Source organism: Azospirillum sp. (assembly GCF_050789165.1).
In genome coordinates this window covers 91,839-111,459 of record NZ_JBOZRT010000040.1, presented here as the reverse complement: position 1 = coordinate 111,459, position 19,621 = coordinate 91,839, and the positions used below count along the sequence as shown (strand labels likewise).

Genomic DNA, 19,621 nt, shown 5'->3' with positions numbered 1-19,621 from the left:
GGGGTGAATGGCGTATAAGGAGCGGGTCATCGCCGACCCGGGCTTCGGTCCGGCGGGCGGTGCGACCAGAAATACCCGCTCTCAACGCCTCCCGCCCCGCGGGGGGCGTCTTTTTTTGGTGGGAGTGGTGCCGCGTCATGTGGCGTATCGACGGTCCGATCTGGCGCAAGCTGAACGAAAGTCGCATGACCTCGGTGGCGAAGCGCCTTTTGTCGGAGGACGATGCTGCGTTACGCTCGTCCAAGGGGAAACGCCCGGAAACGACGGGAACACGCGCCATGCCGGTCCAGGCCGCCACTTCCGCGCTGCCGCGCGCCATGTCGACGGCCGAGGACGCCGCCACCGCCGCGCGCGAGCTGCACGAGCGGCTCTGGCGCCCGGGGCTGGAGCTGGTGGTGGTGTTCTGCTCGCCGCGCTACGACACCGCCGAATTGGGCCGGGAGCTGGCCGGGCGCTTCGGCGACACGCCGGTGGTCGGCTGCACCACGGCCGGCGAGATCACGCCGGAGGGCTACGCCTCCGGCACCCTGGTCGGCATCGGCTTTCCCTCCGAGGACTTCTCCATCGTCACCGAGCGCATCGACGCGCTGAACGGCTTCGAGGTGTCGGACAGCACCCGCATCCTGCGCTCGCTGCTGACCAAGCGCGACCGCGCCCTTGCGGCGCGGCCGGAGCCGTTCCCGGACAAGGGCAGCTTCGCCATGCTGCTGGTGGACGGCATGTCGATGCGCGAGGAGACGGTGGTCAGCGCGCTGCACAGCGTGCTGGTGGACATCCCGCTGTTCGGCGGCTCGGCCGGCGACGACCTGCGCTTCGAACGGACCTTCGTGCTGCACGAAGGGCGCTTCCACGAGAACGCCGGGGTGATCGCGCTGTTCACCTCGGCCCGCCGGTTCTCGGTCTTCCGCACCGAGCACTTCGTCAGCTCGGACCGCAAGATGGTGGTCACCGGCGCCGACCCGCAGCGCCGCATCGTCACCGAGATCAACGCCGAGCCGGCCGGGCGCGAGTACGCCCGCATGGTCGGGCTGGAGGGCGAGCCGCTGACGCCCATGATCTTCGCCGCCCATCCCGTCGTGGTGCGCGTCGGCGGCCAGTACCACGTCCGCTCCATCCAGAAGGTCAACGAGGACGAGAGCCTCACCTTCTTCTGCGCCATCGACGAGGGCATCGTGCTGACGGTGGCCGAGGGCGTCGACCCGGTGCAGAACTTCGAGGCGATGATGGCCCGCCTGACCGACGAGATCGGCACGCCGGACCTCGTGCTCAGCTGCGACTGCATCCTGCGCCGGCTGGAACTGGAACAGAGCCAGCTGAAGCGCACCATGTCGGGCCTGATGGCGCAGCACAACGTCATCGGCTTCTGCGCCTACGGCGAGCAGTACAACGGCATGCACGTCAACCAGACCCTCACCGGGGTGGCGATAGGTGGCCGATGACCACGGTGCTGGACTACAGCGCGCGCTTGGCCGAGCTTGAGCGCGAGAACCAGAAGCTCAAGCGCATCAACAAGGTGCTGATGGACCGCGTCGAGCGGTCGATGGACTTCCAGGGCGGCGCCTTCTCGCTGTTCCAGACCGCCATCGTGCTGGAGCACAAGGTGCGCGAACGCACCCTGGAGCTGGAAGGGGCGCTGCGCGAGCTGGAGGATTCGCACCGCGACCTCGCCCGCGCCAAGCAGCTGGCGGAGACCATGCGCTCCCGCCTGTCCGACGCCATCGAATCGGTCAACGAAGGGTTCGCGCTGTTCGACGCCGACGACCGATTGGTGCTGTGCAACCGCAAGTACCTGTCGTTCTGGCCGGCGGTGGCCGACCGCATCCAGCCCGGCATGCGCTTCCGCGCGATCGCCGAGCTGGTCGCCTCCACCCACGCCGCCGGGGAGCCAAACCAGCCGGCCGACGCCTGGCTGGCGCAGCGGCTGGGGCAGCACCGCAACCTCGGCGGGCCGCACGTGCACCGGCTGGCCGACGGGCGCTGGATCCAGGTGAACGAGCGGCGCATCCGCGACGGCGGCGTGGTCGGCGTCTACACCGACATCACCGACATCAAGGAGCACGAGACCCGCCGGCGCGAGCGCGAGCTGGCGGAGAAGTCGGCGCTGCTCCAGGCCACCCTCGACAACATCGCCCAAGGGGTGGCGGTGTACGACCGCGACGAGAAGCTGGTGGCCTGGAACGACCGCTTCGCCGAGCTGCTGCGCCTGCCGGCCACGGTGGCGTGCATGGGCGCGCGCTTCGCCGACTTCTTCCGCTTCAACGCCGCCCTGGGCGAGCGCGGCCTGTCCATGGGCGCCCTGATGCGCAGCGCCTGCGTCGTGGAGCAGCCGTGGCTGGACGACAGCGTGCTGGAGATCAACCGCAACCCGATGCCGGACGGCGGCTTCGTGATGACCTTCACCGACATCACCGAGCGCAAGCGGGCCGAGGAGGCGCTGCGCGACGGCGAGCGGCGCATCCGCCTGATCACCGACGCGGTGCCGGCGCTGATCGCCTACGTGGACGCCGAGCAGCGCTACCGCTTCGTCAACCGCGCCTACGAGGACTGGTTCAAGCGGCCGCGCAGCGAGATCGACAATCGGTTCATGCGCGACGTGCTCAGCCCGGCCGACTATGAGATCCGCCGACCCCACGTGCTGCGCGCGCTGGCCGGCGAGAGCGTCAGCTTCGAGATGGAGCGCGCCGGCGACGACGGCGCGGTGCGCTACGCGGTTGCCACCTACATCCCGCATTTCGGCGAGCGGCACGAGGTGCTGGGCTATTTCGCGCTGATCCACGACATCACCGAACGCCGGCTGGTGGCGCAGGCGCTGGAGGACGCCAAGGAGAGCCTGGAGCGCCGCGTGGTCGAGCGCACCGCCGAGCTGACCCAGCTGAACCGCAAGCTCCACCAGGAGATCCGCGAGCGCGCCGCGGCCGAGACCGCCGCCCGCGTCGCCCGCGCCGAGGCGGAGCAGGCCAACCTGTCGAAGACCAAGTTCCTCGCCGCCGCCAGCCACGACCTGCTGCAGCCGCTGAACGCCGCGCGGCTGTTCGTCTCCGCGCTCGACGACCTGGAGCAGCCGGAGGCCAACCGCACCATGGTCGAGAACATCGACGTGGCGCTGGCCTCGGTGGAGGACCTGCTGGCGGCGCTGCTCGACATCTCCAAGCTGGACGCCGGGGCGGTGACGCCGGAGCTGGCGGACTTCCCGGTCAAGGGGCTGCTGGGCTCGCTGGCCACCGAGTACGCGCCGGTGGCCCGGGAACGCGGGCTGGACCTGCGCGTCCTAGTGTCGGGGGCGGTGGTGCGCTCCGACATCCGGCTGCTGCGGCGGATCGTGCAGAACTTCCTGTCCAACGCGCTGCGCTACACGGCGCAGGGGCGCGTGCTGGTGGGCTGTCGGCGGGTGCCCGAGGGCCTGCGCGTCGAGGTGTGGGACACCGGCCCCGGCATCCCGCCGGACAAGCTGGACGAGGTGTTCCAGGAGTTCCGCCGCCTCGACACGCCGTGCGCCGCCAGCGACCGGCACCGCGGCATCGGCCTCGGCCTCGCCATCGTCGATCGCGTGGCGCGCATGCTCGGCCACCCGATCGCGGTGCGGTCGGAGCCGGGGCGGGGCTCGGTCTTCTCGGTGACGGTGCCGTCCGGCACCCGCCCGCGCCCGGCCCGCGCGCCGGAGGTTGCGGCGCGGCCGGCGACCGACCGGCTGGCCGGCGCTTCGGTGCTGGTGCTGGACAACGAGCCGGCGGTGCTGGCGGGGATGGAGGCGCTGCTGCGCGGCTGGTCGTGCCGGGTGACCTCGGCCACCACGGGCGCGGAAGCGCTGCGCGGGCTGGCGGGGCTGGACCGGCCGCCGGACCTGCTGATCGCCGACTACCACCTGGACGACGGTGCGCTCGGCGTGACCGAGGTCGAACGGCTGCGCGCCGCGTGCGGCCGGAAACTGCCGGCGATCATCATCACGGCGAACCGCACCGCCGAGCTGGCGGCGGAAGCGCAGGCGCAGGGCTGCATGCTGCTGAACAAGCCGGTCCGACCGGCGCAGTTGCGCGCACTGATGAGCGGGCTGATCGGGTAGGGCCCGTGGCCGAGGGCGTCTTCTCGCCCGGCCCCCACCCTAACCCTCCCCCACTGCGCGGGGGAGGGGATCAACTCCTTCCCCCGCGAAGTGGGGGAAGGCCGGGATGGGGGCCCGGTGCAGAAACTCACCCTGCCGCCACCCCCGCCTTCCCAACCATCCCCCGTGCTGGCGAGTAGCGCAGGATCGCGCCCGTCAGGAACAGCGCCGTCGCGCCCAGCACCGCCGCCAGCGCCTCGCCCGACACCTGCCCGTACAGGGCGAAGCGCACCAGCTCCACCCCGTGCGTGAACGGGTTCAGCCGGCACAGCAGGAACAGCGCCTCGCCGGCTTCCTGCATGCGGTACAGCGGGTAGAGCGCCGAGGACAGGAAGAAGAGCGGGAACACGACGAAGTTCATCACCCCGGCGAAGTTCTCCAGCTGCCGGATGGTCGAGGCCAGCAGCATTCCCAGCGCCCCCAGCATCAGCCCGTTCAGCGCCAGCGCCGGCAGCACGGTGAGCGGCGCCCAGGCCGGCAGCTCGACGCCGTAGAGCGCCACCACAAGGAGGAAGCCGTACACCTGGAGGATCGACACCACCACCCCGGCCAGCAGCCGGGCGAACAGCAGGAAGCCGCGCGGCAGCGGGCTGGTCAGCAGCACGCGCATGCTCCCCATCTCGCGGTCGTAGACCATGGAGAGCGAGCCTTGCATGCCGTTGAACAGCTGCACCATGCCGATCAGTCCCGGCACGATGTAGACCTCGTAGGGGATGTAGGTCGCGTAGGGCGGGATGATGGCGATGCCCAGCGCGGCGCGGAATCCCGCCGCGAAGACGAACAGCCAGATCAGCGGCCGCACCAGGGCGCCCAGGAAGCGCTCGCGCTGGTGCACGAAGCGCAGCACCTCGCGCACCACGACGCCGTTCAGCGCGATCCACCAGTTCATGCCGCGGCTCCTCCGGTCAGGCGGTCGAAGGTTTCGGTGACGGTGGCGGCGCCGAGCGCGCGGTTGACCTCGGCCACCGGCCCGGCCGCCCGCACGGTGCCGCGGTGCAGCACCACGACGCGGTCGGTGGCGGCGTCGATTTCTTCGATCAGGTGGGTGGCCCACAAGACCGCGATGCCGTCCTGGGCGCACAGCGCGTGCACGTGCTCGATCAGCTTGCGCCGCGTCGGCAGGTCGAGGCCGACCGTCGGCTCGTCGAGCAGCAGCAGGGCTGGGCGGTGCAGCAGGGCGCGGGCGATCTCGGCGCGGCGGCGGTGGCCGCCGTTCAGCGCGCGGACCTTCTCGTCGCGGCGCCCGAACAGGTCCAGGCGGGTCAGCTCCGCCTCGATGCGGCGGTCGGCCTCGCGGCGCGGGATGCCGTGCAGCGCCGCGAAGTAGCGCAGGTTCTGCGCGACGCTGAGGTCGAGGTCGAGCGTCGGCTGCTGGAACACCACGCCGAGGCGCGCCAGCGCCGGCCCCGGCGTGCGGGCGAGGTCGTGGCCGTGCACCCGGATGCGTCCGGCCTGCGGACTGAGCAGCCCGGTGGCCAGGGCGAACAGCGTCGACTTGCCCGCCCCGTTGGGGCCGAGCAGCGCGGTGAACTGGCCCGGCGCCACGCCGAACGACACGCCGTCCAGCGCCTTGCGCCCGGAGGCGTAGGTGTAGCCGAGATCCTCGACCGACAGCGCGCCCATGCCTCAGCCCTTCACCGCCACGCCCCAGGGATAGCGGCCGACCTTGACCGTCTTGACGACCGACAGCTTGTCCACGTCGATCACCGACACGTCGCCGCTGACGCCGTTGGTGGTGAACAGCGTCTTCTGGTCGGCCGAGAGGTCCATCTGCCAGACGCGGCGGCCGACCAGCAGGTACTGCTTCACCTCGTGGGTCTGCGCGTCGATCACCGCCACGTGGTTGGCCGGCCCCAGCGCCACGAAGGCGTAGCGGCCGTCGTCGGTCAGGCGCACGCCGACCGGCTGGATCTTGTCCTGGGCGATCCCCTTCAGCTTGAAGCCGATGGTCTTGGTCACTTGGCGCGTCGCCGCGTCGATCACCGCGACGGTGCCGCCGATCTCCGAACTGACCCACAGCTGGCGGCCGTCCTTGCTGAACGTCGCGTAGCGCGGGCGGGCGCCGACCTGGGTGTGGTCCACCGTGGTGCGCTTCTCGGTGTCGATCCAATGGACCATGTTGGTGGTCTCGGAGGTGTTGACCGCCCATCGGCCGTCGGGGCTGACCGCCATGCCCTCCGGCTCGACGCCGACGTCGACCTGATAGGTGACCCGCCGCGTCGGCACGTCCACCACGGTGACGACGTTGCTGTCCTCGTTGGCGATGAACAGCTGCCGGCCGTCGGGGTGCAGCGCGAAGAGCTCCGGGTCGTCGCCGGAGGGCAGGTCGTGGACGACCTTCTTCGTCGCCAGATCGACCACCTGCACCGCGTCGTCGTCGCTGGCGCAGACGTAGAGGTGGGCGCCATCCTTCGAAAGTGTGATGCCGCGCGGCCGGCGGCCGACCTTGATGGTGTCGACCACCTGCAGCGAGGTGCTGTCGATGACGGAGACGGTGTTGTCCTTCTCGTTCGACACGTAGATGGTGCCGGCCGAGGCGCCCGGCGCCAGGCCGAGCAGGAGGAGGGCGGGGAGCAGGCGTTTCATCGCGGAAATCCCTCGGTCATTGCGGTTTGCAGCCGGTTTCGGGCTGGTCGAAGCCCAGCGTGTCCAGGTCGGTCTTCGGGTGCAGGAATCCCTCCTGCGGCGACACCGACACCAGCGAGCGGTCGGCGGCCAGCAGCACCGGCTGCCGCAGCTGCCCGTCCCACGGGCGCACGCTCATCGGCACGCCCTTGAAGGCCGACATCGCGAATCCGGGGCTGCGGATGTGCGCGGCCAGCGCCGCCGGGTCGGTGCTGCGGATCTGCGCCGCCGCCTCGCCGACCAGCCGCACGGCCGTCCAGGCGTCGAGGTCGGCGGGAGTCATCGGCCGGTGCGCCAGCGCCTTGAAGCGGTTCTGCAGCTGCGACGCGCCCCATTGCTCGTGCGTGCGGTGCCAGGATGTCGGCACGAGGCCCTGCGTGCCGGCGACCGGGCGCGCGTCCCAGGTGCGGTAGGGCAGGTATTCGCCGAACTCGCCGATCTCGTCGGCGACCACCAGCACGTCGTGCGCTTTGGCCTGGGTGAAGACCGGCACCTCGGCCTCGGCGGTGCGGTTGACGTCGCTTTCGGCGGTCCAGCGCTTCTCCTCGACGATGGAGGCGCCGAAACGCTTGGCTGCGCGGCGGATCGCGGCGGCGTAGAGGGCATCCTCCGGCCGGCGGCCGACGACCAGCAGCCACTTGCCCCAGCGCTTCCTCACAAGATACTGGGCCAGCGCGTCGGCCAGCATGGCGCGGCTGGGCGTCACGTGCAGCAGGTTGGGGGCGCAGCCCTCGGCGCGCAGGGAATCGTCGGGCGCCCCGGCGTTCAGCAGCGTGACGCCGGCCGCCTGTGCCGGCTTGGTCAGGCGCGCCACCGCGGCGGCGGGAAGGGTCAGCACCACGAAGCGGTCGCCCCGGGCCGCGAGGTCGCGGAACGTCGCCTCGACGTCCCCGTCCGGCGGGACGGTGACGGCGTCCAGCTCGAAGCGCTGCTTGAGGAAGCGGCCGGTGGTGGCGTTGTCGGCGATGGCCAGCCGCGCGCCCATCAGCCCGGCGTCCGGCACCGGCTCGTCGGGGGTGGAGAGCGACGGCGGCGGTTCGACCTCCTGCGTCAGGTAGCCGATGCGGAGCACCGCCTCCTCGGCGTGGGCCGCCGCGGGTAGCAGGAGGGCGAGCAGGAGAGGGAGGGCGGACGGGCGCATGGCCGCACTGTAACGACCCCTCCCCGGCTGGGGGCTATTGTACCATCGTCCAATTATTGGTCAGGGCAGCGGTGGCTATCCTGGCGCGCATGGAACACGCCTCACGCCGCCAGTTTCTCGTCACGCTTGGCATGGGTACGCTGGGCGCCGCCGCGCTCGCGGCCGGTCCCGCCCGCGCCCGCCCGCTGGACGAGGTGGTGCAGCGCAACCGGCTGCGCGTCGCCGTCTACCGCGACTTCCACCCCTTCTCCTACCGGGAGGGCGGGGCGCTGAAGGGCATCGACGTCGACCTCGCCCACGCCATCGCCGAGCGTCTCGGCGTCCGCCCCGACGTGTTCGAGCACACCGCTGGCGAGACGGTGTCCGACGACCTGCGCGTCGCCGTCTGGCGCGGCAGCCTGTTCGGCGGCGAGCCCGCCGACATCATGCTGCACATCCCCTACGGCAAGGACTTCGCGCTGCGCAACCCGGAGGCCGTGCTGTTCGCCCCCTACCAGCGCGAGCTGTTCGCGCTCGCCCGCGACCCGGAGCGGGTGCCCTCCGCCGATCCCGCCGACCTGCCGGAGGAGCCGGTCGGCGTCGAGATCGACAGCGTTCCCGACTTCTACCTGCTCGGCCTCGACGGCGGCCGGCTGCGCCCCCACGTCGTGCACTTCCCGGATCCGAAGGCGGCGATCGAGGCGCTGGCGCGCGGTGAACTGGCCGCGGTCCTGGCGCCGCGCAGCCAGATCGAAGCGGCGCTCGGCGAGCGGCGCGCGCGGTTCCCGATCGCCGCGGTCCGCCTGCCCGGCCTGATGGCGTCCAGTTGGGACATCGGCATGGCGACGCGCGAGAACGCCCGCGACCTCGCCTACGCCGCCGGCGACGTGGTGGCGGCGATGCAGGAGGACGGCAGCCTGGAGGCGCTGTTCCGCCGGCATGGCGTGACCCACACGCCGATTCCCGTGGATTGAGCGGAGGACGCGGCGTGCGGACGATCCTGACCCTCCTGCTGGTCCTGGCCGCCGTGCCCGCGGCGGCGCAGGACGACCCGTTCGGTTCGCCGATGTGGGACGTGCTGCGCGGCGAGTATTTCGGCACGGCGCCGGTGGTGTTCGACGGGCGCGTGGCCGTCATCGCGCCGGCCAGCGCCGAGAACGTCTTCGCCATGCCGGTGGCGGTGGATGCCCGCGGCCTGGAGGGCGTGCGCGAGATCGTGCTGCTCGCCGACCTCAACCCGTTCCCGCTGGTCCTGCGCTACCGCCCCGACGCGGCGGCGCCCTTCGTCGCCACCCGGATCAAGGTGCAGCAGGCCACCGCCGTGCGCGGCGCTGCGTTGACCGCGGACGGGGTGTGGCACGTCGGCGGGGCGCTGGTCGACGCGGCGGGCGGCGGCTGCGCCGCGCCGGCGCAGGCCTACGCGGAAAAGGACTGGGCCGACCACGTCGGCGAGGTGCAGGCGCGCGCCTGGCCGCCCGGCTCAGCCGGCACGGCGCGTATCCGCCTGCGCATCCGGCACCCGCAGGACACCGGGCTGGTCGCCGGCATTCCGGCGTACTTCATCGAGGAACTGGCGCTGACCGCCGACGACGGCCGCGTGCTCGGCCGGCTGCAGACCGGCGAGCCGGTGGCGGAGAATCCCGTGTTCACGCTGGAAGTTCTGTCCGGAGCGGCGCGCTCGGTGCGCCTGCGCGGCCGGGACAACCAAGCTGGGGAGATCGACGCGACCATTCCGTTGCCGCGGGCAGGGAGGGAAGGGTGATGCGGACATACTTGCCCCCACCCCTGACCCCTCCCCCGCTTCGCAGGGGAGGGGAAACAGGCGGTGGAGTTCCCTCCCCTGCGAAGCGGGGGAGGGTTAGGATGGGGGCAAGCGTGCTCTCCATCTTTCTAAGCCTAACGGCCTCCGCCGCCCCGCTCACCTACACCCTCACGCCGACCCGCATCGCCGAGGACACCTACGTCTTCGAAGGCACGCGCGAGCATTTCACCCGCGCCAACGGCGGCAACATCCTGAATCCCGGCTTCATCGTCTCCGGCGACGGCGTGCTGGTGTTCCAGACCGGCCCGTCGCGCAAGTTCGGCGAGGCGATGCGGGCGGCGATCGCCACCGTCACCGCGCAGCCGGTCCGCAAGGTCTTCGTCAGCAACCTGCACCCCGACTACTGGCTGGGCAACCAGGCCTTCGCCGACGTGCCCATCGCCGCCCTTCCCGGCACCATCGAAGGCATCCGGCGCGAGGGCGAGGGCATCGCCGGGAACATGTACCGCCTGATCGGCGACTGGATGCGCGGCACCGAGCCGGTGGTCCCGACCGAGCCGGCCTACGGCTCCACCGTCGTGTACGGCCGCCACCGGCTGCGCCTGATCCCGCTGGAGGGGCACACCGACGCCGACCTCGCGGTGCTGGACGAGACCACCGGCGTGCTGTTCGCCGGCGGCGTGGTGTTCTGCGACCGCACGCCGACCACGCCGCACGCCGACATCGCCAGATGGCTGGGCGAACTCGACGCGCTGGAGGCGCTGGAGGTGCGCACGCTGGTGCCGAACCACGGCCGCATCCGCAACGACAAGGCCTGCATTGCCCAGACGCGCGACTGGCTCACCTGGCTCGACCGCACGCTGAGGGATGCGGTCGAGGCCGGGCTGGACATGACCGAAGCGCTTGACCTGCCGATCCCCGAGCGCTTCGCCGGCCTGGGCGTGCTGCGCGAGGAGTACCGGCGCTCGGTCGCCCATCTCTGGCTGAAGATCGAACAGGCGGCGCTGCCGCGCGTCAAGTGAAGGAGACCGGAGGATGCCGCAAGTCGTCTCCTACTATCTGACAATTGCTGCGCCGGGACCTGTGTCTAGACTGCCCTAACGTCGGAGCATACGCGCTCCGCGTCCAAAGAAAACCAGCGCCGCCTTTCTTTGAAACGGCTGCCGGCACCGGCGTGCGGCGGCGACGGGAACGGCGTGCCTGCGCAACCTTTGCCCACGGGAGAAAACCGCATCATGAAGCGCCTGATCTCAACCTTCGCCCTGGCGGCCGGACTGGCGGTCTGGGCCGCGGCAGCCACCGCCGGCCCGGTCTCCAGCGACGACATCCTCAAGGACGCGACCAGCACCGGCGACGTGCTGAGCTACGGCCTGGGCCCGCAGGGCCAGCGCTTCAGCCCGCTCGCCAAGCTCACGCCCGAGACGGTGGCGAAGCTGGTTCCGGTGTGGTCCTTCTCCTTCGGCGGCGAGAAGCAGCGCGGGCAGGAGGCGCAGCCGCTGGTGCACGACGGCGTCATGTACGTCACCGGCTCCTACTCGCGCCTGTTCGCGGTCGATGCGCGCACGGGCCACAAGAAGTGGCAGTACGACCACCGCCTGCCGGAGGGCATCATGCCCTGCTGCGACGTGGTGAACCGGGGTGCGGCGATCCACGGCAACAAGGTCTACTTCACCACGCTGGACGCGCGCCTCGTGGCGCTCGACAAGGACACCGGCAAGGTGGTGTGGAACAAGAAGATGGCCGACTACCAGGCCGGCTACTCCAACACCGCGGCGCCGCTGATCGTCGAGGGCAAGGTCATCACCGGCAACTCCGGCGGCGAGTTCGGCATCGTCGGCATGGTCGAGGCGCGCGACGCCGAGACCGGCGAGCTGGTCTGGCAGCGCCCGATGGTCGAAGGCCACATGGGCACGCTGAACGGCAAGGAATCCACCCGGACCGGCACGCTGAACGCCAGCTGGCCGGGCGACCTGTGGAAGACCGGCGGCGGCGCCACATGGCTGGGCGGCACCTACGACCCGGAGACGCGCACGCTGTTCTTCGGCACCGGCAACCCGGCGCCGTGGAACTCGCACCTGCGGCCGGGCGACAACCTCTACACCTCGTCCACCGTCGCGCTGGATCCGGACACCGGCGAGATCAAGTGGCACTACCAGACCACGCCGCACGACGGCTGGGACTTCGACGGCGTCAACGAGTTCGTCTCATTCGACCTGAAGAAGGACGGCAAGGTTGTCAAGGCCGGCGCCAAGGCCGACCGCAACGGCTTCTTCTACGTCATCGACCGCACCAGCGGGAAATTGCTGAACGCTTCGCCGTTCGTCAGCAAGATCACCTGGGCCAAGGAGATCGACCTGAAGACCGGCCGCCCGGTCTACATCGACGACAACCGCCCGGCCGACCCGAGCGGGGCCGAGAAGGGCAAGCCGGTGTTCGCCGCCCCCGCCTTCCTGGGTGCGAAGAACTGGATGCCGATGGCCTACAGCCCGCAGAGCGAGCTGTTCTACGTCCCGGCCAACGAATGGGGCATGGACATCTGGAACGAGCCGATCACCTACAAGAAGGGCGCGGCGTACCTGGGCGCCGGCTTCACCATCAAGCCGCTCTACAACGACTACATCGGCGCGCTGCGCGCCATGGACCCGAAGACCGGCAAGATCGTCTGGGAATACAAGAACCCGGCGCCGCTGTGGGGCGGCGTCCTGACCACCGGCGGCAACCTGGTGTTCACCGGCACGCCCGAAGGCTTCCTGAAGGCGTTCGACGCCAAGACCGGCAAGGAGGTGTGGAAGTTCCAGACCGGTTCCGGCGTGGTCGGCTGCCCGATCACCTGGGAGATGGACGGCGAGCAGTACGTCGCCGTGGTCTCCGGCTGGGGCGGCGCCGTGCCGCTGTGGGGCGGTGACGTCGCCAAGCTGGTCAAGGACATCAACCAGGGCGGCTCGCTCTGGGTGTTCAAGCTGCCGAAGGCGTAGCGTCAAAGGCTCTTGAAAGCCCCTCCCCCGCAAGGGGGAGGGGCTTTTGCGTCTGCCGACGTTACCGCGCGAAGAAGCCGCCGGTCAGGTCGTAACCCGGCTGCGGGGAACCCAGAAGGACCGACGCCGCGTCCAGCGGCCTCTGCGGCGCCCCGGTCAAATCCACCCCGGGCAGGGGAGTCAGCGCCGCTCCCTCCTGCGGCAGCCCCGGATCGAGCAGGGCCGGCGGGCCGAACAGGGCCAGCGCGCCGGCGTCCGGCTCCGCCGCCATCGCCGCCCGGACGCCGCTCTGCAGGCTCCAGTCCGTGCCGTTGCCGCTCAGCGTGTTGCCGCGGTAGGTGTTGTTGCTGCCGGTGTCGCCGCTCTCCTCGATTCCCTTGAGGCTGTCGGTGATCGTGTTGCCGCTGACTTCCGAGTGGTCGTTCGGGCCGCCGCCCTGCAGGTGGTTGCCGGCGCCGATCAGGATGCCGGCGCCGCCCACCGCGCGGATGGTGTTGCCGGTGACCGTCAGGTCGGTGGCGTCGTGCCACGAACTGATGCCGTCGCCGACCACGTCGTGCACGGTGTTGTTCACCACCCGGCCGCTCGTCCCGATGTAAATGCCGTGCACGAGGGTGCTCGCCTCGCCGTCCGGCCCGATGTTGTAGACGAGGCTGCCGGACACGGTGATGCCGGTGTCGCCGTTGAAGCCGTCCGCCATGATGCCGGCGCCGCCCTGGCCGCCGCTGTTGGCGGCGTACCACGCCTCGGAATCGCGGGCGATGTCGTGCACCTTGACGTTGCGCACTTCCGACCCGCTCCCCGACGTCAGCACCCCGTACAGCCAGGGTGTGCCGCCCTGCGGCCGGCTGCCGTCGACCTCGAAGCCGTTGATCACCACATCGTCGCCCAGGTTGTTCCAGGCCTCGCGCTCGTTGTCGCCGGACCCCGGCACGATCCTGGCGCCCCACTTCACGTCCGAGACGTAGGTGACGCCGTCCGTCTCAGTATGGATCCCGCCCTGGTAAGTCCCCGGTGCGACGTGGACGGTGGTGCCGGACTCGGCGTGCTCGGAGGCTTCGCGGATGCTCTTGAAGGGAGAGGATTTGCTGCCGGAATTCGAATCGGATCCGGACGTCGAGACATAGAGATCGGCCATGGTTTGCGATTCCCAATGTTCTTGCTTGATGATGGACGGGGTAATCCCTTTCGCGAAAGCGGCCAATCGCATCGCTTTCTTGCAGGCGCAGCCGGGCGGCGCGCCACATCCTGACCATGGACGGGGATCTACTTACCATCAACGCAAAGCTTTACCTGCGCATGGTATAGGCCGCACCGCACAATCGGCCTATGGCCCAGGTGCAGCCTAGGCGAGCACCCGGAACGCCGGTTCCGGCCGCGCCAGCAGGTCGGCGCGCAGGGATTCAACCACCTCCGGCCCGCGTTCGGCGCGCGGGATCCGGATGGGCACCTCGGCCACCACCCGGCCGGGGCCCGGCGACAGCACCAGCAGCCGGTCGGCCAGCCCCAGCGCCTCGCGCAGGTTGTGGGTGACGAACAGCACCGCCGTCGGCCGCTTCTCCAGCAGCGCGGCGAGCAGCGCGCGCAGGCGCTGCGCGGTCGGCTCGTCCAGCGAGACGAACGCCTCGTCCATCAGCAGCAGGTCGGGATCGACCACGAAGGCGCGCGCCAGGGCCACCCGGCGCGCCATGCCCAGCGACAGCTGCAATGGGTAGCGGTCGCCCATCCCCGCCATCTCCACCGCCGCCAGCGTCTCCTCCACGCGCGCGCTGCGCCGCTCCCGGCGCGGCAGGGCGAGGGCGACGTTCTCGCGCACGGTGCGCCAGGGCAGCAGGCGCGGGTCCTGGAAGACGTAGCCGAGCGTGCCCGCCACCCGTTCGACCTCCCCGTCGAAGGCGCGGTCGAGGCCGGCGGCGATGTTCAGCATCGTCGTCTTGCCGCACCCCGACGGGCCGACGAGCGCCACCACCTCGTCGCGCGCGACCTCCAGCCGGACCCCGCGCAGGGCCTCGGCGGCGCCGTAGCGCTTGGAGCGGACCTCAAGCCTCAGCGCGCACGTCCCGCCAGCGGAGAAGCCGGGCTTCGGCCGGCTGCAGGACGGCGTACTCGAGGACCTGGACCACGGCCACGAAGGCAATCGTGTAAGCGAGAATGCCGGCGACATCGAACATCTGGAACAGGAGGTTGATCTGGAACCCGACCCCGTCGCTGCGTCCCAGCATCTCGACCACCAGCACGATCTTCCAGATCAGCGCCAGGCCGGAGCGGGCCGCCGCGGCGAAGTACGGCGTGAGTTGCGGCAGCAGCACGTGGCGCAGCCGGTCGAACGGGCTGAAGCGGTAGACCTGCGCCATCTCGGAATAGCGGGCGTCGGCGGCGCGCGCGCCCTCGCGCACCAGCACCACCACGTTGGGGATCTTGTTGACGGCCACGGCGCCGATGGCCGCCGCCTCGGTCAGGCCGAACCAGACATAGGCCAGCACGATGACCACCAGCGCCGGGATGTTGAGGAACAGCACCAGCCACGGCCCGAACAGCCGGTCCGCCGCCTTTGAGCGGCCGAGCAGTAGCCCCACCGCCCCGCCGACCGCCATCGCCACCACGAAGGCGGCGGCGACGCGCAGCAGCGTGATGCCCAGGTGGTGGACCAGCGCGCCCGACGCCGCCTCGCGCAGCAGCACCGCGAACACCGCGCCGGGGCCGGGCAGGGCGCGGCTGGCCGCCTGCACCGCGGCCGCCTGCCAGAGCGCCAGCAGCAGCGCGAAGGACAGCAGCGGGAGGGCGGCGCGACGCATGGCTCAGTACCGTACGTTCGGCCAGAAGGTGCCATCGGGCAGGGTGGGCGCGTCCCCCACCAGTTCCCGACCGCCCAGCTTGGCGAGCAGGGCGTAGAGCTTGGCACCCTCGGCGCGCTCGGCGTCGCCCCAGTGGGCGGGGATGCCGGCGCGGTAGCGGTCGCGCAGGCGTGCCCAGGTGGTATCGTCCTCCGCCTGCATGATCGGCCGCAGCCGCTCCCACGCGGCGTCGGAGGTGGCGAGGATGCGCTTGGCCTTCTCCGACGCGGCGGCGAAGCCGGCGAGCAGCGTCGGGTTGGCCTTCGCCCATTCCTCGCGGAAGGTGAAGCCGACGGCGGGCACGGCGACCTTGGCCCCCAGCCCCCGCATCAGCTCGTCCACGCCGATCACCGCGCGCATGCCCTGCGCCTCCAGCCGCGCCGCGTAGGGCCAGAAGTTGAGCACGGCGTCCATCTCCCCAGACGCGAGCTTCTGGTTCAGCAGCGGCGGCGCGGCGAAGGCCGGCCGGGACTCCGCGTCCAGGTCGAGCCCGTGCCGCTCGCGGGCGTAGGCCTTGAGCAGCAGCCAGCTCTTGTCCAGCGGCGTGCCCGCGACGCCGATGCGCTTGCCGCGCAGGTCGGCCACATCCCTGATCGGGGAGGAGGCCGGCACCATCAGCGCGCCGACGGCGCTGGAGTGCGGCAGGAAGGACAGGGTCTCGCCGGCCGCGCGCTGGCGCGCCACCCACAGATAGTCGGTGACGATCATGTCCACCGCCTTGGCCTGCAGGGCGACCTGGGTGGCTTGGTTGCTGGCCAGCTCGACCAGCTTCAGCGCGAAGCCGCCCTCCTCGTCCAGGCGGTTGGCGCGGATGGTGTCCAGCTCCCAGCTGGCGGTGCCGAACTTTAGCACGCCGATGGTCAGCAGCGGGCGTTCGGCCGCGGCGGGGGAGGCCAGGGCCAAGAGCAGCGCGGCCAGGACCGCCAAGCGCTTCCAGAAGTTCATCACGGGCGTTCTCCCCAGAAGGCATCAGGGTATCAGGGCGCGGGCCGGGCGGACATTCGACCTTCAGGCAACTTGACGTTGGGGGACCGGCGCCGGTCTCGTCGGCGCGGACATGACGGAAACGGAGGGCGGGGGTGCGCGGATCCTTCTGGGCGGCGATGGCCGCAATGGTCCTGCTGACGCTTCCCGCCCGTGCGGGCGGGCCGGTGACCGAACCGGCGGGCTACCGCCTCGACGGCTACCGTGCGCCGACACCGGCGACGCTGGCCGGGGCGACGACCGTCGACACGGCGGCGGCGCGGCGTCTGGTGGAGGAGGGGGCGGCGCTGCCCGTCAACGTGCTCAAGCTGGAGCGCCGGCCGGCCGGGCCGTGGCTGCTGGCCAAGCCGACGCCCCAGATTCCCGGCGGCGTGTGGCTGCCCAACGTCGGGCTGGGCGAGCCGGGGCCGGAGATCGAGGCCTACATGGTTCATGCCCTGGAGCGCCTGACCGGCGGCGACCGCGGGCGGGGGCTGCTGTTCTACTGCCTGGCCGACTGCTGGATGTCGTGGAACGCCGCCAAGCGGGCGCTCTTCCTCGGCTACCGCCGCGTCTACTGGTACCGAGACGGCCTCGACGGCTGGGAGGAGGCCGGCCTGCCGACGCAGGACGGCGGCCCGTTGCCCCTGTCGGCCGGGCCGTGACCAAAACTTCAGCGTTCTCGAATGCAGTGCGCCGATGCGAACAGGCATAGGGAGAGCAAAACCGTACGCTGCACTGTAATTCTCCCCTGAGGCAACATTGCGCCGATTTGGCCGACCTCATCATTTTCAGGTGTATTCTGCGGTGGTGCCGCGCGCTGTGCTTCGGCTACGCTGGTCCTCAAGCAACGGGGGAGGAGGGCATGGCGGACGAGGATACCGTGACGATCACCGACGGTGACGACACCGTCACCGAGACGACGACGCAGGGCTGGTTCGACCGCCTCGGCGGCTCGGTCGCGGGGGCGTTCGTCGGCTTCCTCATGGTGGTCGGCAGCATCGTGCTGCTGTCCTGGAACGAGGGGCGCGCGGTGGACGCCATCACCGCGCTGAACGCCGGCGCCAAGGCGGTGCAGTCGGTGCCGGCCGACGCCGTGCAGCCGGCCAACGAGGGCCGCCTCGTCCACGTCTCCGGCCCGGCCACCGTGCCCGGCCGGCTGAACGACCCGGTGTTCAACGTCGGACACCCCTCGGCCCTGCGGCTGGAGCGCACGGTCGAGATGTACCAGTGGCGCCAGAACGAGGAGAGCAAGAGCGAGAAGTCGGTCGGCGGCTCCGAGACCACGACGACCACCTATCGCTACGTCAAGGAATGGTCGGAGCGCCCCATCGACTCCAGCGCCTTCAAGCGCCCGGACGGCCACCGCAACCCGCCCATGCCCTACCGCAGCGCCGTCCTCGAGGCGCGCGGCGCCAAGCTCGGCGCCTTCGCGCTCGACCCGTCGCTGGTCAAGCAGGTGAGCGCCTTCGAGCGGCTGGCACCGGATTCGTCGGCCGTGCTGCCGCAGGGATTCGCCTGGGTGGGTGAGCAGCTGTACCGCGGCGCCTCGCCCGACCAGCCGCAGATCGGCGACCTGCGGGTCGGCTTCCGCGTGGTGCCGGCGCAGACGCTCAGCGTCGTCGGCGCGCAGATGAACGGCACCCTGGCCGGCTTCCCCGGCGAGCGCGGCCAGACCATCAACCTCGTCGAGGTCGGCACGCGCAGCGCCGACACCATGTTCCAGCACGCCAAGTCGGACGAGAACACGCTCACTTGGATCCTGCGCGCGGTGGGATTCTTCGTGATGCTGTTCGGCGTGCTGTTCATGGCCAGCCCGATCCTCTGGCTGGCGAGCCTGCTGCCCTTCCTGGAATCGCTGGTGGGGGCGGCGGCCTTTGGCGTGGCGGTGGTGGTGTCGGTCCCGCTGACGCTGACCGTCGTCGCCGTGGCGTGGCTGGCCCACCGGCCGCTGATCGGCGGTGGGCTGATCGTTGCCGGGATCGTGCTGGCGGTGCTGATCCGCCGCGCGCTGCCGTCGCGCAAGCGGGTGGCGGCTGCGGCGTGACTGCTTTTCCGTCATCCCCGCGAAGGCGGGGATGACGGTTAAGTTGTTGAGTTCTTGGAGATACGGCGCCGCACCCAGGGCTTCACACGCCGGCCGGCAGATTCTCCCGGAAGATCACGTCGATTCGCGGGGCGTCGATGCCGTGCATGGCTTCGCGCCCGGTGCGCAGGTTGGCGAAGACCGCGGCGGCGGCCAGCATGGCGCTCCGGGCGTCCTGGTTGAGCACCGCGTCCAGCGTGCCGTCGATCAGCATGGCGCGCGTCTCCGCCGTCAGGCCATGGCCGACGAAGACCACGTCGCGCTCCCGCCGCGCCTCCTTCAACGCGCGGGCGACGCCGCCGGCCCCGCCGCCGATGTTGTAGATGCCCGCAAGGTCGGGGTGGTGGGCGAGCAGCGTGCGTGTCTGCCGGTAGCTCTCTCCCTCGTCGTCGTGCGCTTCGCGCAGGCCGAGGACTTCGACCTCCGGCGCCGCCTCGGCGAGGTAGGCCAGGAAGCCCAGCTCGCGCTCCTCGTGGGCGCGGTAGCTGAGGCTGCCGGCGATCATCGCCACCTTGGCGGGACGGCGGCCGGCGAAGCGGGCGATCAGGTGCCCAGCGGTGCGGCCGGCGGCGCGGTTGTCCAGGCCGATGCAGGCGGCGCGGCGGCAGTTCTGCACGTCGGAGATCAGCGTCACCGTCGGCACGTTGCGCTCCGCCAGCTCGTTCACCGCCTCGCGCACGGCGGGGTGCTCCAGCGCCATGAAGGCGACGCCGTCCACCTTGCGCCAGTGCTGGAGCAGGCTGCGCGCCAGCAGTTCGGGATTGAAGCTCTTGATGAACTCGACCTGCGCCTTGACGCCGAGCGGCGCCAGCGCCGCCTCCGACGCGCGGACCAGCTGGCCGAGGCCGGTGAGGTAGCGGTTGGTGCCGGCCGGCAGCAGGAACGCCACCCGCATCGGCTTCGGCGCCATGGCGGCGCGCAGGTCGGCTTCGGGCAGATAGTCCAGCTCGGCGGCGGCCTTCAGCACGCGCTGCACGGTGGATGCCCGCACGCCCGGGCGGTGGTTGAGCACCCGGTCGACCGTCGCGGTGGACACGCCCGACATCCGCGCGATGTCCGCGATGCGCGGCAATCCGCGGGCTTCACCAGCCGCCCCGACATCATCCCGCATCACCGAAGCTCCATCAAATCACATCAAAAATCTCGTTTGACCCAAG

General features: G+C 70.9%; 17 protein-coding genes. 8 read left to right on the top strand and 9 right to left on the bottom strand.

The window, feature by feature from the left end:
* Nucleotides 1-278 precede the first annotated feature (278 nt).
* Together nosP and ACRWK7_RS09680 are read left to right on the top strand one after the other, a co-directional pair.
* Nucleotides 279-1,439, top strand: coding sequence for a nitric oxide-sensing protein NosP (gene nosP / locus ACRWK7_RS09685; RefSeq protein ID WP_431856002.1), 1,161 nt, complete (start codon nt 279-281; stop codon nt 1,437-1,439).
* Nucleotides 1,436-4,060: a NahK/ErcS family hybrid sensor histidine kinase/response regulator gene (locus ACRWK7_RS09680; protein WP_431856001.1), complete on the top strand. Its 2,625-nt coding sequence runs from the start codon at nt 1,436-1,438 to the stop codon at nt 4,058-4,060. Before nosP ends, ACRWK7_RS09680 begins: the two co-directional genes overlap by 4 nt.
* A 127-nt stretch (nt 4,061-4,187) precedes the next feature.
* Here the strand turns inward: ACRWK7_RS09680 and ACRWK7_RS09675 are convergent, their stop codons facing one another.
* The 4 genes from ACRWK7_RS09675 to ACRWK7_RS09660 are packed head-to-tail and all read right to left on the bottom strand — an operon-like array spanning nt 4,188 to nt 7,865.
* Complete coding sequence (locus ACRWK7_RS09675) at nt 4,188-4,988, bottom strand: ABC transporter permease (RefSeq protein WP_431856000.1); 801 nt, start codon at nt 4,986-4,988, stop codon at nt 4,188-4,190.
* Complete coding sequence (locus ACRWK7_RS09670; RefSeq protein WP_431855999.1) at nt 4,985-5,722, bottom strand: ABC transporter ATP-binding protein; 738 nt, start codon at nt 5,720-5,722, stop codon at nt 4,985-4,987. The genes ACRWK7_RS09675 and ACRWK7_RS09670 overlap by 4 nt, the downstream gene beginning before the upstream one ends.
* A 3-nt stretch (nt 5,723-5,725) precedes the next feature.
* Nucleotides 5,726-6,685 (bottom strand): YVTN family beta-propeller repeat protein, encoded by a 960-nt coding sequence (locus ACRWK7_RS09665; protein WP_431855998.1) that lies wholly within the window; start codon nt 6,683-6,685, stop codon nt 5,726-5,728.
* A 16-nt stretch (nt 6,686-6,701) separates the two neighbouring features.
* Nucleotides 6,702-7,865, bottom strand: a complete 1,164-nt coding sequence (locus ACRWK7_RS09660) for an ABC transporter substrate-binding protein (protein ID WP_431855997.1) — start codon at nt 7,863-7,865, stop codon at nt 6,702-6,704.
* A gap of 89 nt (nt 7,866-7,954) precedes the next feature.
* On the opposite strand from ACRWK7_RS09660, the gene ACRWK7_RS09655 reads away from it, so the two are divergent.
* The 4 genes from ACRWK7_RS09655 to ACRWK7_RS09640 all read left to right on the top strand — a co-directional run bounded on the left by ACRWK7_RS09655 (nt 7,955) and on the right by ACRWK7_RS09640 (nt 12,581).
* On the top strand, nt 7,955-8,818 hold the full coding sequence (locus ACRWK7_RS09655; RefSeq protein ID WP_431855996.1) for a substrate-binding periplasmic protein: 864 nt from the start codon (nt 7,955-7,957) through the stop codon (nt 8,816-8,818).
* Between the two features lie 14 nt (nt 8,819-8,832).
* The gene (locus ACRWK7_RS09650; RefSeq protein ID WP_431855995.1) at nt 8,833-9,606 is read left to right on the top strand and encodes a quinoprotein dehydrogenase-associated SoxYZ-like carrier; all 774 of its coding nucleotides are present in this window, start codon (nt 8,833-8,835) and stop codon (nt 9,604-9,606) included.
* Nucleotides 9,607-9,719: 113 nt separating this feature from the next.
* Entirely contained in the window at nt 9,720-10,628 is a 909-nt protein-coding gene (locus tag ACRWK7_RS09645; RefSeq protein WP_431855994.1) for a quinoprotein relay system zinc metallohydrolase 1, read from the top strand.
* A gap of 213 nt (nt 10,629-10,841) precedes the next feature.
* Nucleotides 10,842-12,581 carry a methanol/ethanol family PQQ-dependent dehydrogenase gene (locus ACRWK7_RS09640; RefSeq protein WP_431855993.1) on the top strand — a complete coding sequence of 580 codons (1,740 nt, stop codon included), beginning with the start codon at nt 10,842-10,844 and terminating at the stop codon, nt 12,579-12,581.
* A gap of 61 nt (nt 12,582-12,642) precedes the next feature.
* Here ACRWK7_RS09640 and ACRWK7_RS09635 read toward each other — a convergent pair whose 3' ends face one another.
* The 4 genes from ACRWK7_RS09635 to ACRWK7_RS09620 all read right to left on the bottom strand — a co-directional run bounded on the left by ACRWK7_RS09635 (nt 12,643) and on the right by ACRWK7_RS09620 (nt 16,360).
* The gene (locus ACRWK7_RS09635) at nt 12,643-13,719 is read right to left on the bottom strand and encodes a DUF1565 domain-containing protein (RefSeq protein WP_431855992.1); all 1,077 of its coding nucleotides are present in this window, start codon (nt 13,717-13,719) and stop codon (nt 12,643-12,645) included.
* Nucleotides 13,720-13,926: 207 nt separating this feature from the next.
* A complete protein-coding gene (locus ACRWK7_RS09630; RefSeq protein WP_431855991.1) occupies nt 13,927-14,718 on the bottom strand; it encodes an ABC transporter ATP-binding protein in 792 nt (263 codons plus the stop codon).
* Nucleotides 14,621-15,376, bottom strand: coding sequence for an ABC transporter permease (locus tag ACRWK7_RS09625; protein WP_431855990.1), 756 nt, complete (start codon nt 15,374-15,376; stop codon nt 14,621-14,623). Before ACRWK7_RS09625 ends, ACRWK7_RS09630 begins: the two co-directional genes overlap by 98 nt.
* Nucleotides 15,377-15,379: 3 nt before the next feature.
* Nucleotides 15,380-16,360 (bottom strand): ABC transporter substrate-binding protein, encoded by a 981-nt coding sequence (locus tag ACRWK7_RS09620; protein ID WP_431855989.1) that lies wholly within the window; start codon nt 16,358-16,360, stop codon nt 15,380-15,382.
* Between the two features lie 134 nt (nt 16,361-16,494).
* Here ACRWK7_RS09620 and ACRWK7_RS09615 point away from each other — a divergent pair, with 134 nt between their 5' ends.
* Together ACRWK7_RS09615 and ACRWK7_RS09610 are read left to right on the top strand one after the other, a co-directional pair.
* On the top strand, nt 16,495-17,043 hold the full coding sequence (locus tag ACRWK7_RS09615) for a PQQ-dependent catabolism-associated CXXCW motif protein (RefSeq protein WP_431855988.1): 549 nt from the start codon (nt 16,495-16,497) through the stop codon (nt 17,041-17,043).
* Between the two features lie 200 nt (nt 17,044-17,243).
* Nucleotides 17,244-18,425, top strand: coding sequence for a TMEM43 family protein (locus ACRWK7_RS09610; RefSeq protein WP_431855987.1), 1,182 nt, complete (start codon nt 17,244-17,246; stop codon nt 18,423-18,425).
* A gap of 82 nt (nt 18,426-18,507) precedes the next feature.
* Here the strand turns inward: ACRWK7_RS09610 and ACRWK7_RS09605 are convergent, their stop codons facing one another.
* Nucleotides 18,508-19,536: a LacI family DNA-binding transcriptional regulator gene (locus ACRWK7_RS09605; protein WP_431855986.1), complete on the bottom strand. Its 1,029-nt coding sequence runs from the start codon at nt 19,534-19,536 to the stop codon at nt 18,508-18,510.
* Nucleotides 19,537-19,621 lie beyond the last annotated feature (85 nt).

Coding starts and splice junctions, on each gene's coding strand:
- ACRWK7_RS09625 (WP_431855990.1), bottom strand. CDS start 15,376: ATGCGTCGCGCCGCCCTCCCGCTGCTGTCCTTCGCGCTGCTGCTGGCG.
- ACRWK7_RS09660 (WP_431855997.1), bottom strand. CDS start 7,865: ATGCGCCCGTCCGCCCTCCCTCTCCTGCTCGCCCTCCTGCTACCCGCG.
- ACRWK7_RS09620 (WP_431855989.1), bottom strand. CDS start 16,360: ATGAACTTCTGGAAGCGCTTGGCGGTCCTGGCCGCGCTGCTCTTGGCC.
- nosP (WP_431856002.1), top strand. CDS start 279: ATGCCGGTCCAGGCCGCCACTTCCGCGCTGCCGCGCGCCATGTCGACG.
- ACRWK7_RS09680 (WP_431856001.1), top strand. CDS start 1,436: ATGACCACGGTGCTGGACTACAGCGCGCGCTTGGCCGAGCTTGAGCGC.
- ACRWK7_RS09665 (WP_431855998.1), bottom strand. CDS start 6,685: ATGAAACGCCTGCTCCCCGCCCTCCTCCTGCTCGGCCTGGCGCCGGGC.
- ACRWK7_RS09610 (WP_431855987.1), top strand. CDS start 17,244: ATGGCGGACGAGGATACCGTGACGATCACCGACGGTGACGACACCGTC.
- ACRWK7_RS09655 (WP_431855996.1), top strand. CDS start 7,955: ATGGAACACGCCTCACGCCGCCAGTTTCTCGTCACGCTTGGCATGGGT.
- ACRWK7_RS09675 (WP_431856000.1), bottom strand. CDS start 4,988: ATGAACTGGTGGATCGCGCTGAACGGCGTCGTGGTGCGCGAGGTGCTG.
- ACRWK7_RS09670 (WP_431855999.1), bottom strand. CDS start 5,722: ATGGGCGCGCTGTCGGTCGAGGATCTCGGCTACACCTACGCCTCCGGG.
- ACRWK7_RS09635 (WP_431855992.1), bottom strand. CDS start 13,719: ATGGCCGATCTCTATGTCTCGACGTCCGGATCCGATTCGAATTCCGGC.
- ACRWK7_RS09640 (WP_431855993.1), top strand. CDS start 10,842: ATGAAGCGCCTGATCTCAACCTTCGCCCTGGCGGCCGGACTGGCGGTC.